The sequence below is a fragment of the Sphingobacterium sp. NGMCC 1.201703 genome, from assembly GCF_047784615.1.
Lineage (GTDB): Bacteria > Bacteroidota > Bacteroidia > Sphingobacteriales > Sphingobacteriaceae > Sphingobacterium.
In genome coordinates this window covers 183,556-196,963 of the sequence record NZ_JBLOHD010000012.1, presented here as the reverse complement: position 1 = coordinate 196,963, position 13,408 = coordinate 183,556, and the positions used below count along the sequence as shown (strand labels likewise).

Genomic DNA, 13,408 nt, shown 5'->3' with positions numbered 1-13,408 from the left:
ACAGTTCATCTTGTCGTATTTATTGTCGTCTTGAAGACAATAAATACATATAGACTGTACGCTTTGGAAGCCGAGGCCAAAGGTAAGAAGTTTGTGGCTTACTCTGCCAAAAGTCGTTCGATATTACGACAAATTTTACTTGACAATGGCGAAGTCGTGGGGTAATAGAAATCCACAACTTCCCCTTGCCTGTTGATTAGATATTTGTGGAAGTTCCAGGAAGGTTTGCTATTTATATGGCCATTCTCCGCTTTATTTGATAGAAAACTGTATAAGGGGGTCGTATAAGTGCCAATGACATGGCTACGTTTAAATACGGGGAAACTGACCTGTTGGTTTATTCTGCAGAAAGTTTCCAATGTAGTGCCTGTCAAAGGTTCCTGATTTCGAAAATTGTTGGACGGAAATGCCAGTACCTCAAATCCCCTTTCCTTATACTTTTGGTAGAGCTTTTCGAGCGATTTAAACTGTCTTGTGAACAGGCACTGACTTGCTGTATTGACGACCAACAAAACCTTTCCTTCAAAATCCGCAAGAGACTTCATGGTTCCATTGAATTGCAAAGCATCAAAGTCATAGATCGTTTTCATATCGTTTTAATTTAGGTGCTACATGACGATCTCCATCCCCGGTCCCAGAATAATATCACCGTAAATGATGTAAATTGATTTAAACGGAACCCTTACATCACTGGTTTGGGTCTCGACCTTTCAAATTCACGGATAATATTTTCGATTTCAAAGTCCTCTTTTGGATCGTATGTTGATTTTAGATTATGCCCGAAAATTTTGGCAACCCCTTGGTAAAAAAATGCGGAGATTCCGCCTTTCATTTCCTTCACCATTTCATAGCTGGTATGTCCGGTATAGCGGTCTATCAGCTTTATAAGGATTTTACCCTGGGAAATCGTCATGTTTTTAATTTCCCTATTAAACATTTGTTTCACATCATTCTCACAGTTCTCCACCAAGACCTCATGCTGCTTTTTGTTGGACGTCATGGCCAGATCGCGATCCAGTTGGTCGTACCTTTTCTGTGCGTAGATTGCATAGGGAAGCACCTTTAGTACATTTCTTCTAAAGCGCAAATATTCCCGTCGGGCTTCCTCGCTTGACCATACCCTCTTCCTGGTAATAATCACTTCGGGAATGGGAAACCAAGGTAATATCTCACCTGAAGGCAAAGTTGTGGTCATATAATCAGTGACTGTCTCCTGGGCTCCTTCACCGTACAAAGGAAGAACAAGAGACTGTGTCTGAGCCATACCTGGCAAAGTCCCAAGGAGAAAAAGCAACAAACCACATACTATTGTCTTCATCTGAATGACTGGATAACTCTTTTAATTTGTCAATGCTATTATATTTTGGTAAATTTATTACAAAATAAGTTAGCTTGATAATCGTATTCGAAATACATTAACTAAATTAAACAAAAATACTCAAAAAAACATCATTTACCTGCAACGTTTATGAAAGATTATGTGATTGATATAGAGGCAGAAAACAAAGAGATAAGAAAACGCTACCGTGCATTATTGCGTGCCTGTAAGCCTACTTTGCAGCGTGGCGATAAGCAAGAGATTCGTAAAGCTTTTGATTTGGCATTGGATAGTCATAAGGAAATGCGGCGCAAATCAGGGGAACCTTATATTTATCATCCTATTGCGGTAGCCCAAATAGCTGCGGAGGAAATCGGACTGGGAACGACTTCCATTGTATGCGCTTTGCTTCATGATGTTGTTGAGGATACCAATGTAACTTTGGACGAAATCGAGGAAATGTTTGGGAAGAAAGTTCGTCGCATTATCGATGGATTAACAAAAATTTCCGGAATATTTGATCCCAATAGTTCAATGCAGGCTGAGAATTTCCGTAAAATGCTGCTCACCCTTGCGGATGACGTGCGTGTTATTCTTATCAAATTGGCTGACAGGCTGCATAATATGCGGACTATGGAGTTTATGGCGAGAGACAAGCAGCTGAAGATTGCTTCAGAGACCAGCTATCTGTATGCCCCTTTGGCACATCGCCTGGGGCTGTATGCCATTAAATCCGAACTGGAAGATCTATCCATGAAGTTTACTGATCCGGATACATACAAATTTATTGCCCGTAAACTGAATGAGAAAAAAGCTGAACGCGAGAAATTCATAGGTGATTTCATAGGCCCTATTAAGGAGATTCTGGAAGAGCAAGGGATTAAAGCGGCCGTATTTGGAAGACCGAAGTCTATTCACTCGATCTGGAACAAGATGCGCAAGAAATCAATACCTTTTGAGGAAGTATATGATTTGTTTGCCATTCGTATCGTTATCGATGCGGTAGATGAGAAGGAAAAAACCGAATGTTGGAAGGTATATTCCATCGTTACAGATTTGTATCGTCCCAATCCAGACCGTTTGCGCGATTGGATTTCTTCACCCAAAGGAAATGGTTATGAATCCTTACACACAACAGTGATGGGGCCTAAAGGCCAATGGGTGGAGGTGCAGATTCGAACCAAACGGATGAATGAAATTGCGGAGAAAGGGTTTGCGGCACACTGGAAATACAAAGAGTCCAATTCCGATTCAGGTCTGGATCAATGGATCAAAAAGGTACGTGATGTACTCAGTAGTCCTGACCAGAATGCCATGGATTTCGTGGATGACTTCAAGATGAACTTGTTCTCAGACGAGATCTTTATTTTCACACCAAAAGGCACGTTAATCCAATTGCCCAACAATGCGACGGCCTTGGACTTTGCATTTGAGATTCACTCCGATATCGGCGCAAGTTGTATCGGTGCCAAAGTGAACCATAAGTTGGTCCCATTAAGCCATGTCTTACAGAATGGAGATCAAGTGGAGATCATCACCTCCAGCAAGCAGTCACCAAAAGAAGATTGGCTCAATTTTGTCGTTACCGCAAAAGCAAAATCGAAGATTAGATCTTCTCTTAAAGAGGAAAAACGAAGAGTGGCAGAGGATGGCAAGGAAATTCTAGAGCGTAAATTGAAATCTTTGAAAGTAACCTATAATACGGATAATATCAACAAGATTGCTAATTATCTGAAGTATCCAAGTTCTCAGGATCTTTTTTATAATGTAGCAAAAGGAGTCGTTGATATCAAGCAGTTGCGGGAATATGTAGCTCATGAAAAAGCGGTTGAAATCAACGTGGGTTCTTCTTCTGGTAATCAGTTTAACAGCCATATTGGTGGTCTAGTCGAGAAAATCAATAAGAAAGAATTCGATACCATTCTTATTGGGGATGATATGCAAAAAGTTGACTATACCTTAGCCCCTTGCTGCAATCCGATTCCTGGGGATGATGTTTTTGGCTTTCTGACTGTTAATGATGGGATCAAGATTCACCGTACCAGTTGCCCAAATGCATCCAAATTGATGGCCAACTACGGTTATCGTATCCTAAAGGCCCGATGGGCTTCCACAAAAGACTCTGCATTCCTGACCGGTTTGCATATTGTGGGGATCGATGATGTAGGTTTGGTAAACAAACTCACTACCGTTATTTCCCAGGAATTTGCAGTTAATATCCGCTCGCTGTCTATATCCAGTAATGATGGTATTTTTGACGGAAATATCATGGTGTATGTCAATGACACCCAGCAATTGGAAAGCTTGATGAAAAATCTCAAACAAGTAAGAGGTATAACAGGAGTAAATCGTTATGAATCTGAAAATTAATCAAATGAATATCACAATTTAGAATTACTATCAAATGTCAATCTAAATTGGTAAATTTGTACAAGAATATTTTTACTATGAATCAAGCTGAAAATTTTGCAACTGTAAAAAAAATCTTTGAAGCATACTTAGAAAATAAAAATCTAAGAAAAACTCCGGAGCGTTATGCGATCTTGGAGGAGATTTATTCACGTACTGATCACTTTGATGTGGAGTCTTTATATATCCATATGAAGAACAAAAAATACAGGGTCAGTCGTGCTACAGTTTATAATACCCTCGAACTCCTGGTGTCTTGTGATTTAGTCACCAAACATCAATTTGGCCGTAACATGGCTCAATTCGAAAAATCTTATGGCTTTAAACAGCACGATCACGTGATTTGTATTGAATGTAATAAGGTTGTTGAATTTTGTGATCCACGTATCAATCAGATCCAGAGCCTTATGGGGGACTTATTGAAGTTTGACATCAAACACCATTCTTTAAATTTATACGGTGTATGTCAGGAATGTCAGGAAAAAAATAAAAAAGAAGAAAGTGTAGCTCAGGAAGCTATTTCAAATTAATCTTATATTTTTGTTAAATATAATAGTACATTTGTTCAGGAATGTTCAGGAGAAAAATTCCTGAACATTTTTATTTTTTTAATGAGTCTATTTTTATTAATAACATTTTAATTACTATACTTTAAAAGCTATGCAAGTTGATGTGCTTTTGGGCTTACAATGGGGTGACGAGGGTAAAGGTAAAATCGTAGACGTATTTTGTCCAAAATACGATTTAATCGCTCGTTTCCAAGGCGGCCCTAACGCCGGACACACGTTGGAATTTGATAACAAAAAATTCGTGCTCAACACAATTCCATCTGGTATCTTCAATGAAGGTACACTAAATCTTATTGGTAATGGAGTCGTTATCGATCCAATTATCCTAAAAAGAGAATTAGACAACCTTAAGACAGCTGGTTTTGATCCGGTGGGTAAAGGCAATTTGGTATTAGCGCGCAAAGCACACCTTATTTTGCCGACACACCAATTATTGGACGCTGCTTCAGAATCGAAAATGGGTGCCGGTAAGATCGGATCTACGTTAAAAGGTATTGGTCCAACGTACATGGATAAAACTGGTAGAAACGGTTTACGTGTAGGTGATACAACACTTCCAGACTTTCAGGAGCGTTACCAAAAGTTGAAAGAAAAACACTTGAATATTCTTTCCCACTATGGAGAAATTCCTGATTTCAGTGAAAAAGAACAAGCGTTTTTGGAGGCAATTGAATTCATTAAAACCATTCCACATGTGGATTCAGAACACTTGGTGAATCAGTATCTGAAAGAAGGCAAACGTGTACTGGCTGAGGGCGCTCAGGGTACCCTGTTGGATGTGGATTTTGGTTCTTACCCATTTGTGACTTCTTCCAACACAACAACTGCTGGAGCTTGTACCGGTCTTGGTATTGCGCCAAACAAAATCGGTAAAGTATACGGAATTTTCAAAGCTTATGCAACCCGCGTGGGTGGAGGTCCCTTTCCTACTGAACTTCATGATGAGACTGGCGAGCGACTACGTCAGTTGGGGCATGAATTCGGAGCCACAACAGGCCGTGCACGCCGTACAGGGTGGATTGATATCCCTGCATTGAAGTATGCGATCATGTTGAATGGTGTGACTGACCTGATCATGATGAAAGCGGATGTATTGGATACCTTCGATAAGATCTACGCTTGTACACATTATAAATATAATGGTGAAGTGATCGATTATATGCCATATGAGATTATAACACATCAGGCAGAGCCAATTCTGGAAGAAATCCAGGGATGGAAACAAGATTTGACCGGTATCAGCTCTGAAGCTGAGATTCCTGAGGCTTTAAGTAATTATATTTCTTATTTAGAGAAAGCTCTCGAAGTTCCGATCACGATTTTGTCGGTAGGTCCAGATCGTAAACAAACATTGGCTTTATCAAAATAAAATATGCGGATCGAAAGTTTTGATCTTCTCGATTCCAAAGATAAATTTCATCAAAAAGCCCTGCACTGGTCAGGGCAATTTGATGAAATTTCTTTCTTTAATAGCAATGGGTCGCCAGACCAATGGGGACGATTTGAGAGTGTACTGGCAGTGAAAGCATTACATGCTTTTTGTGCGGATGATAATGTATTGGATCAACTGCAACAGTTCCTGAAAAAACATCAAAATGGTTTTATTCCCGGATTTCTATCCTATGATCTCAAAAATGAGATTGAAGAATTACAGACCAGCGCAATAGATAAACTAGGGTTTCCGGCTGCCTATTTTTTTGTTCCAGCAATTACCGTGAGCATAACAGAAAGGCAGGTGCAGATTCAAGCGGATGATCCGGCTTCAGTCTACCAGTCCATCTGCGATACAATGATCCCGCAGGCAGATACGAGTTTAGCTATTCGAATACAGGCGCGGTGGACGAAAGAAGAATATCTTACTGCTTTTGATAAGGTACAACAGCATATTCAACGCGGTGATATTTATGAAGTAAATCTCTGTCAGGAATTCTTCGCTGAGAATGCAGATATTTCCCCAGTGGAGATCTATTTAAAATTGAATGCCGTATCACCTACTCCATTCAGCAACTTTTTCAGAGTTGGGCAGCATTTTGTCATGAGTGCTTCTCCGGAACGTTTTTTGGCAAAGAGAAAAGGCAAGTTGATCTCTCAACCTATTAAAGGCACCGCTAAAAGAGGTGTTACGAAACAGGAAGATCAGGATATCATCAATCGTATGCTCCAGTCACAGAAGGAGATTGCTGAAAATGTAATGATTGTGGATCTTGTCCGAAATGATTTGACACGAAGTGCCCTTCCCGGAACAGTGGAAGCTACACGATTGTTTGAAATCCAATCTTTTAAACAGGTACATCAGATGATATCGACAATTACCTGTATACAAGATCCAAAGGTGTCCAATATGGAGGTATTTAGACATACATTTCCTGCGGGTTCCATGACAGGCGCTCCAAAGATTGCCGCTATGCGTATTTGCGATCAGATAGAAGACTCAAAAAGAGGTGTATATGCAGGCTCCATAGGCTATTTTGATACCTTACATGACGAATTTGATTTTAACGTCGTGATCCGTTCCCTCCTTTACAATCAGCAGGAACATTACCTGTCATTTCATACAGGTGGTGCTGTTACCAACCAAGCATTAGGAGAACAGGAATATCAGGAATGTCTTTTAAAAGCTTCTGCAATTTTACAGGCGCTCAACAGCAAGTTGGAGCGATAAAACTATACTAATTTTATAGAGAATATTTTTTGCTTCAACTATTTTTTCGACCTTTGTGCATTGACAATGCAGATTCCCTATATTGATATTCATACACATCGATCCAATGCAATGCAGAATGGTTCTACCCTATCTGTTGTAAATATAGCATTGAACCACAATGAGACGATTATTGGGGAGGACTGTTCTATTGGTTTGCATCCCTGGTATATAAACGGCAATACAGAGGAAGCCTTAGCGTTGATGCAGACGATAATACAGGGAGCGAATGTGGTGGCAGTAGGTGAATGCGGTCTGGATAAAAATATTACTGTCCCTTTCGGTGTACAGCAGCAGGTTTTTGATCGGCAGATTCAATTGGCGATGACTTTTCATAAACCTTTGATAATTCATTGCGTTCGCGCCTTTCAGGAAGTTTTAGCTTCTTTGTTAAAAGCAAAATTTCATTTACCTGTTATCTTCCATGGTTATCGCAAGAATTGGGCCTTGGCCAAGCAGCTCATAGACAGGGGATTTCATCTTTCGATCGGAACGCATTGTTTGGATGGAAGTCAGGACGAAGTGCTAAGAAACATCCCGTTAGGGCATTTATTTTTGGAAACAGATACCTATACTGCAACTCAGGTTGCTACCCTATATCAATATGTCGCAAAAGTCCGATCTATTCCGATAGTGGTGCTCAAGCAGGCATTATATCATAATTATAAGATTGTATTAAAAAAATGAAAGATTTAAGTTGGCTGTCACGCACCGAAGCACTGGTTGGTAGAGCAGCTTTGGAAAAATTAGCGAATTCCCATGTGATGGTCCTTGGTCTGGGCGGTGTGGGATCCTTTGCGGCTGAATTTATCTGTCGTGCAGGGGTTGGTAAGATGACCATTATAGACGGTGATACGGTAGATCCATCCAATAGAAATAGACAGCTGCCAGCACTTGCAACAAACCATGGTGAAGCTAAGGCTGAAATCATGAGGCAACGCCTATTGGCTATTAATCCGGAATTAGATTTAACGGTCATTCAGGACTTTATTATTCCTGAAAAGATACCGGCTTTGTTGGATTTAGCACCAGACTACTGTGTGGAAGCCATCGATAGCATTACACCCAAATTATTCTTTATCCGGAGAGCGCTGGAAGCCAAAATACCCTTTGTAAGCTCAATGGGTGCTGGCGGTAAAGTTGATCCAACGAAAATAGAAATTGCAGATATCAGTAAATCCTACAACTGTAAATTGGCCCAGCATATTCGTAAGAAATTGCGTAAGCACGGCATCCGTGATGGTGTTAAAGTTGCTTTTTCTACGGAATTGCCCGATAAAAGTTCGCTGTTATATACCGATGGAAGTAATTTCAAAAAGTCGGCCTATGGAACAATGTCTTATCTACCTGCAGCATTTGGCGGAGCTATTGCCTCGGTAGCTATTCGGGATTTAATGGAAAATGTTTAAATTTGTAGCAAATAAACATATGTACACATAATAAAAGCTATGCATCAACAGATGCATAGCTTTTATATTTTAATAGGAATAAGAAAATTATCGACCAGTTACACCTTTCATATCAATTCCTTTGGGTTTGATATGTTCCAGTCTTTTCTTTAGCAAATCTATTTTTGTCTTTTCAATATTGCCTGTTGCAATAATAATTCCCTCCTTCACCTGCGCTGTGATGGTCGGGAAATCTTCCAGCACCCGATTGACATCCCGAGTGAGAGTAGAATCAACTGCTCCTTCCACTATCTCGTGATATTTTTCACGGGCGTCTTCGGGTTCAGGTAGATTTACCATAATATTGTTGTGGATGGATTTAATATTTTCACCGCCAGCGATCTTTGTTTTTTCTTCCACAACCTGTTTTAATGAGTCTGATCCCAGCTGCCCGTTCAATGTCACATTACCTTCCTCCACATCCACTGCAATGCCTTGATTATCCGCTAAAGCTGCTTCAATTTTAGACTTTAGCTTATTATCGGATTCTGGTGAACGGCAAGCGTGAAAAAAAGGCAAAACACCAAATGAAAATATCAAAAGTAACCTGTTTAATTTCATCTTATTGTTTTATGTTCGTCTATATATTAGAAACAGTTATCAGCGCATATTGTTTACCTTCCCTCCATTTGGATAATTTAATAAAGCTCGGATATGGTCTGATTTAATTTGTTAAAGAGGAAACTATCCCCTATTTTCTTTCCCAAAAGCAGCTGACCTATTGGCGACGCCAGGGAGATAACAAAAATATTATTATCACCAATTTTTATGGCACCAATGCTTGAAGCGATAAAAAAGTAGAATCCGACATTTGTTTTAACAAGACTGCCCAATTTGACAAAATCAATTTTATCCGCTATTGTTGACGTAATATTTGTGAGCTGTATTAAATCTTTGTTTGCCTCAAGTAGCTGCCCCTGATACCGGTTGATGTCCTGTTGGATCATCTCACGCGAGGTTTCGTATTTATCTCCTGCGCTACTTTTTGTATCGTCATTACTTGAGTCCCGGGCAGTTTCCAATGCCGATTCGACCATTTCGATGCGATCGTTCGTCCGTTGGATTGCGATTTCTAAAAGTTTCTTTTTTATCTCGAAATAGCTATTTGTCATTCTGAAAAATAAGAAATATGTTTTATTCAAAAAAATATAAAAACAAAGGGCTTATGATCAATAGTATAGCGCAAATCATTCTATAAAAAAGATTTCTAGTATTGCAATAAAACAAAAAATGACTACATTTGTGCACTGAAACACGGAAAGGTGTCAGAGTGGTCGAATGAGCAGTCCTGGAAAGACTGTATACGGGATGACTGTATCGAGGGTTCGAATCCCTCCCTTTCCGCCAAAATGATACAAATGCCACGAATAGCAATTATTCGTGGCATTTTTGTTTTACTATATACCTTTTCGGGTTTCGGGATGAGGGAACGGTTCAGTATAATGCCTTTGGATAGTTTTGTTGAATTTTTTCTTATAACCTAAATCCATTTTCATTAATACCCGAGGGAAAAAATTAAAGTATTTGCAGAGGTTTTTTCCTAATGTTGACCCCATAAATTTACTGAAATTCCGTAATGTTTTATCTTCCTTTACTGACCAAAACCAACTGTTGAAGACAATAAGTCCTTTTACATTGTCGGCATTGTTTTCTGCATAACTTATTCCGATTGGGCCACCCCAATCATGTAATATCAAGGTTATATTATTAAGTTGCAACGCATTGACAACAAAGGCCAGATTTTCGGCGTGAACCTGCACGAACAATAATACCTCACCTTCGCCTTCATCAATGTAATGGATTTTACCCGATTTTGTACTTATATAGTTAGACTTGAACGGGTATTCTTCTCGATCCAACCAAGCTGTGTTTATACTATTTTTCCTCTTATATATCTTTTAAAAATAAACCTTCTGCGAACTCTTCCGCAAATTTTTCAAAGCTTGTTACTCCAGTAAGAACACCCGTACTCCGAGAAACGGCCATTTGGGCTACAAAACATGGTGGGTCCTATCAATTGCAGTTTAGTAAACAAATGCAAGATTTTCCCGAATCTCAATAATGCGAACTTTTCATGCTATGTAAGCTTTTGTCTACTATTTTGATAACTTATGGTCTCAAGACAGATAATTTAATCATTGTTTCACAATAAAAACAATTTAATACGTTATCTTTATTAACAAAGTAAATTGTATTTATCACATAAAATTGAGAGTAGAAAAAATGGGAAAATTTGTAGTGAAAACCAGAAAAGATGGCGAATTCCAGTTTAATTTAAAGGCTGGAAATGGCCAGGTTATTCTGAACAGTGAAGGTTATAAAACAAAAGCAAATTGTTTAAATGGAATTGAATCGGTAAAAAGAAACGCTCAGGACAACGATAAATTCGAAAGAAAGACTTCAACAAATGGGAAACACTATTTCAACTTGAAAGCGACCAACGGCCAGGTTATCGGTACAAGTGAGCTATATGAAAGTGCAAGCGGAATGGAAAACGGTATCGAGTCTGTAAAATCAAATGCGCCAGATGCAACGATCGAAGATCTTGATTAACTGTTGAAAAAGATAAAAAACGAAGAAGCCCGATCATTGCTATCGGGCTTCTTCATATAACTCACTGGATTATTTCTTATTCTTAACGTGGATTGTGCTATCAATGATCTTAAATCCCCCAGCAAGGAGCTCAGTTTAAGGTAGCCAGCCAACGGATCAAAGCTGAATATGCTTTTAAGTCAGCTCTTTTCTCCCGATTGTTTCACAAAAGGCTGTCTGTAATATCTTTTTCCTGTATGATCAAACAGCGCATTGGCCACGGCGCCGAAAGTCGGTGGAAACAGTGGCTCCCCCATACCTGTTGGGTTATCCTGGTTTTCCACAAAATATACTTCGATTTTTGCGGGAGCCTCATGCATGCGGATCATCCGGTAGGTATTAAAATTACTCCTCAAGGGTACCCCATCCTTAAATAATTGCTCACCATACAGGGCATTTCCTATGCCGTCGATAAGTGCCCCTTCAGCCATATTGATAGCTGCATCCTTATTGACGACAATCCCACAGTCCATGACTGCTAGGGCCTGTGTGACATAAGGCTCATTGTTCTTCACGCCGATATCCACCAGTGCGGCAGCGTAGGTATTATGACAAAAATAAGCCGCTGTCCCCCGCCCTGTTCCGGCAGGCCTTGCCAGGTTCGCAGCTTTGTCTTTTAATAGTTGGATGAGGCCTGCATAACGGTCGGCATCATAATCGTTGCGCTGCCCAACAGGTTTCTCCTTCGCCCGCATGAGCAGTTCCAACCTGAAATCCAAGGCATCCTTTTTCATTTCAAAGGCCAGCTCATCCAAAAACGACTGTTCAGCGCAGGCGATGAAATTAGATCCGGGGGCTCGAAAAGCCCCGACTGTGATTGCTGAGGGTATAGACCAAGTCTCTGCGAGGTAATTGTCTATCGCTCCTGCCGGAAATCTGTTTTCGTGTAATGGACTTTCAGGTATACCGCCTGCTTTTATATGAAAACCAATTAGTTGGTTATTTTCATCTAAAGCAGCCCTATAGGTGGCGCTATAACTAGGTCGGTAGATTCCATACGTCGCTTCATCCTCCCGTGTATACATCAGTTTAACGGGGGCTTGGATTTTTTGGGAAATAACTGCCGCTTCGACGACATGATGTCCATAGGCCCGCAGTCCAAAACCACCACCCATCCGTGCCAGGTTAATTTTTATTTTCTCTTTTGGTAGTCCCAGTCGGGCAGACAGTGTTCTGGTGATAAACTCAGGCGTCTGTATGGGGACATACAACTCCGCATAATCTGCACCAACATCCGCGAAACAGCTTACCGGTTCCATCGTATTGTGGACAAGAAAAGGTGCGGTATAGGTACGCTCGATAATCCGGGCTGCATTTTTAAAGGCCGATTCGGGATCACCATCCCGGCGTTTCACTTGTGCAGGCTGCGTAGAAGCCTGTTCCATATCTGCATAATGCCGGGCCGTACTTTCCAAAAAATCAGGTTTCCCGTTTTGGGCGTTGCCTGTAGGACTGCTCAATTGCAGGATCAATTTTTTCTTCGCCTGCATCACTTCCCAAGTGCTATTGCCAACGATGACCGCGACCTGCTGATAGCTGAAAACGTCGAATCCGTTTTTCTTATACCCCTTGAGAACAGGCTCCATGATAAATACATCTTTTATTCCTGGCATTTGACGCACAGCTTTGTCGTCTATACCTGTAATTTCTCTTCCAAAACTAGCCGGATGGACAATCATGGCAATGAGCATTCCCTCCTTTTTAAAATCGCTCGTAAATAAAGGCTTCCCGGTCACAATATTATCGATTTCGACATTGCGTTTAGATGAACCGATAATTTTGAAATCGGCGACAGCTTTGAGCGGTACATTTTTAGGTACTGGAATCAGCGCGGCCGCAGATGCCACTTCACCGTAGGATAACTTACGGTTACTTTTCTTATGATACAGGCTCCCGGTAGATGTGCTGATTTCATCCGCTGGAACTGCCCAACGCTGTGCGGCTGCAATTATCAGCATCTGTCTTGCAGTAGCACCAGCTGTACGTAGTATGGGCCAGGCTCTACGGATAGACTGACTGCCACCGGTAAACTGACGTTCGAAGCGTTCAGGAAAAAAATCGGCCTGTTCGACCTGCACACTATCCCAGCTGATATCCAGTTCCTCGGCCAAAATCATGGGCAGCGAAGTTTTGACGTTTTGGCCAAATTCCGGATTGGGGTTAAAAAGTGTCACCCTTCCGTCCGGGTGGATCTTGATATAACTATTCAACGTAGCGGGTGCGGTATGATCTTTTTCTGCGGCTACAGCATTCCCTCCCGGCCAGTAAAACTGCAACATCAATCCACCGCCAGCCAACAAGGCGGCCTTCAAAAAAGACCTTCTATCTAGGGTTGTTTTATCTGCTTTCATCGTTCGTTTTTCAAAATTGG

The 13,408-nt window shown here is 40.7% G+C and carries 13 protein-coding genes and 1 tRNA gene; 8 read left to right on the top strand and 6 right to left on the bottom strand.

What is annotated here, in order from left to right; genetic code table 11:
- Positions 1–98: 98 nt before the first annotated feature.
- Entirely contained in the window at positions 99–590 is a 492-nt protein-coding gene (locus ACK8HY_RS22335) for a glutathione peroxidase (protein WP_343559520.1), read from the bottom strand.
- Positions 591–682: 92 nt separating this feature from the next.
- On the bottom strand, positions 683–1,318 hold the full coding sequence (locus ACK8HY_RS22330) for a DUF4294 domain-containing protein (protein WP_343559522.1): 636 nt from the start codon (positions 1,316–1,318) through the stop codon (positions 683–685).
- A gap of 150 nt (positions 1,319–1,468) precedes the next feature.
- Between ACK8HY_RS22330 and ACK8HY_RS22325 the strand changes: the two genes are divergently transcribed.
- The 6 genes from ACK8HY_RS22325 to ACK8HY_RS22300 all read left to right on the top strand — a co-directional run bounded on the left by ACK8HY_RS22325 (position 1,469) and on the right by ACK8HY_RS22300 (position 8,406).
- Positions 1,469–3,688: a bifunctional (p)ppGpp synthetase/guanosine-3',5'-bis(diphosphate) 3'-pyrophosphohydrolase gene (locus ACK8HY_RS22325; protein ID WP_343559525.1), complete on the top strand. Its 2,220-nt coding sequence runs from the start codon at positions 1,469–1,471 to the stop codon at positions 3,686–3,688.
- Between the two features lie 77 nt (positions 3,689–3,765).
- Entirely contained in the window at positions 3,766–4,257 is a 492-nt protein-coding gene (locus tag ACK8HY_RS22320) for a Fur family transcriptional regulator (protein WP_077433329.1), read from the top strand.
- A gap of 130 nt (positions 4,258–4,387) precedes the next feature.
- Positions 4,388–5,665, top strand: a complete 1,278-nt coding sequence (locus tag ACK8HY_RS22315) for an adenylosuccinate synthase (RefSeq protein WP_343559529.1) — start codon at positions 4,388–4,390, stop codon at positions 5,663–5,665.
- A gap of 3 nt (positions 5,666–5,668) precedes the next feature.
- Positions 5,669–6,958 (top strand): anthranilate synthase component I family protein, encoded by a 1,290-nt coding sequence (locus ACK8HY_RS22310; RefSeq protein WP_416134881.1) that lies wholly within the window; start codon positions 5,669–5,671, stop codon positions 6,956–6,958.
- Between the two features lie 66 nt (positions 6,959–7,024).
- On the top strand, positions 7,025–7,684 hold the full coding sequence (locus tag ACK8HY_RS22305) for a TatD family hydrolase (protein WP_343559534.1): 660 nt from the start codon (positions 7,025–7,027) through the stop codon (positions 7,682–7,684).
- Positions 7,681–8,406 (top strand): tRNA threonylcarbamoyladenosine dehydratase, encoded by a 726-nt coding sequence (locus tag ACK8HY_RS22300; protein ID WP_343559535.1) that lies wholly within the window; start codon positions 7,681–7,683, stop codon positions 8,404–8,406. The genes ACK8HY_RS22305 and ACK8HY_RS22300 overlap by 4 nt, the downstream gene beginning before the upstream one ends.
- 87 nt (positions 8,407–8,493) lie before the next feature.
- Here the strand turns inward: ACK8HY_RS22300 and ACK8HY_RS22295 are convergent, their stop codons facing one another.
- Entirely contained in the window at positions 8,494–9,006 is a 513-nt protein-coding gene (locus ACK8HY_RS22295) for a BON domain-containing protein (protein WP_416134880.1), read from the bottom strand.
- A gap of 77 nt (positions 9,007–9,083) precedes the next feature.
- Complete coding sequence (locus ACK8HY_RS22290) at positions 9,084–9,557, bottom strand: 3-oxoacyl-ACP synthase (protein ID WP_416134879.1); 474 nt, start codon at positions 9,555–9,557, stop codon at positions 9,084–9,086.
- Between the two features lie 144 nt (positions 9,558–9,701).
- Between ACK8HY_RS22290 and ACK8HY_RS22285 the strand changes: the two genes are divergently transcribed.
- Positions 9,702–9,792 (top strand) — tRNA-Ser (locus ACK8HY_RS22285).
- A gap of 50 nt (positions 9,793–9,842) precedes the next feature.
- Here the strand turns inward: ACK8HY_RS22285 and ACK8HY_RS22280 are convergent.
- Positions 9,843–10,304, bottom strand: coding sequence for an alpha/beta fold hydrolase (locus tag ACK8HY_RS22280; RefSeq protein ID WP_416134878.1), 462 nt, complete (start codon positions 10,302–10,304; stop codon positions 9,843–9,845).
- A 364-nt stretch (positions 10,305–10,668) separates the two neighbouring features.
- Between ACK8HY_RS22280 and ACK8HY_RS22275 the strand changes: the two genes are divergently transcribed.
- Positions 10,669–10,998 carry a YegP family protein gene (locus ACK8HY_RS22275; RefSeq protein WP_416134877.1) on the top strand — a complete coding sequence of 110 codons (330 nt, stop codon included), beginning with the start codon at positions 10,669–10,671 and terminating at the stop codon, positions 10,996–10,998.
- 179 nt (positions 10,999–11,177) lie between these two features.
- On the opposite strand, the gene ACK8HY_RS22270 is transcribed toward ACK8HY_RS22275, so the two are convergent.
- Complete coding sequence (locus tag ACK8HY_RS22270; RefSeq protein ID WP_416134876.1) at positions 11,178–13,388, bottom strand: molybdopterin cofactor-binding domain-containing protein; 2,211 nt, start codon at positions 13,386–13,388, stop codon at positions 11,178–11,180.
- Between the last annotated feature and the right edge of the window lie 20 nt (positions 13,389–13,408).

Excerpts from the sequence above, each read along its gene's own strand:
- ACK8HY_RS22290 (WP_416134879.1), bottom strand. The coding sequence starts at position 9,557 with ATGACAAATAGCTATTTCGAGATAAAAAAGAAACTTTTAGAAATCGCA.
- ACK8HY_RS22295 (WP_416134880.1), bottom strand. The coding sequence starts at position 9,006 with ATGAAATTAAACAGGTTACTTTTGATATTTTCATTTGGTGTTTTGCCT.
- ACK8HY_RS22270 (WP_416134876.1), bottom strand. The coding sequence starts at position 13,388 with ATGAAAGCAGATAAAACAACCCTAGATAGAAGGTCTTTTTTGAAGGCC.
- ACK8HY_RS22300 (WP_343559535.1), top strand. The coding sequence starts at position 7,681 with ATGAAAGATTTAAGTTGGCTGTCACGCACCGAAGCACTGGTTGGTAGA.
- ACK8HY_RS22335 (WP_343559520.1), bottom strand. The coding sequence starts at position 590 with ATGAAAACGATCTATGACTTTGATGCTTTGCAATTCAATGGAACCATG.
- ACK8HY_RS22275 (WP_416134877.1), top strand. The coding sequence starts at position 10,669 with ATGGGAAAATTTGTAGTGAAAACCAGAAAAGATGGCGAATTCCAGTTT.
- ACK8HY_RS22320 (WP_077433329.1), top strand. The coding sequence starts at position 3,766 with ATGAATCAAGCTGAAAATTTTGCAACTGTAAAAAAAATCTTTGAAGCA.
- ACK8HY_RS22330 (WP_343559522.1), bottom strand. The coding sequence starts at position 1,318 with ATGAAGACAATAGTATGTGGTTTGTTGCTTTTTCTCCTTGGGACTTTG.
- ACK8HY_RS22305 (WP_343559534.1), top strand. The coding sequence starts at position 7,025 with ATGCAGATTCCCTATATTGATATTCATACACATCGATCCAATGCAATG.
- ACK8HY_RS22310 (WP_416134881.1), top strand. The coding sequence starts at position 5,669 with ATGCGGATCGAAAGTTTTGATCTTCTCGATTCCAAAGATAAATTTCAT.
- ACK8HY_RS22325 (WP_343559525.1), top strand. The coding sequence starts at position 1,469 with ATGAAAGATTATGTGATTGATATAGAGGCAGAAAACAAAGAGATAAGA.
- ACK8HY_RS22315 (WP_343559529.1), top strand. The coding sequence starts at position 4,388 with ATGCAAGTTGATGTGCTTTTGGGCTTACAATGGGGTGACGAGGGTAAA.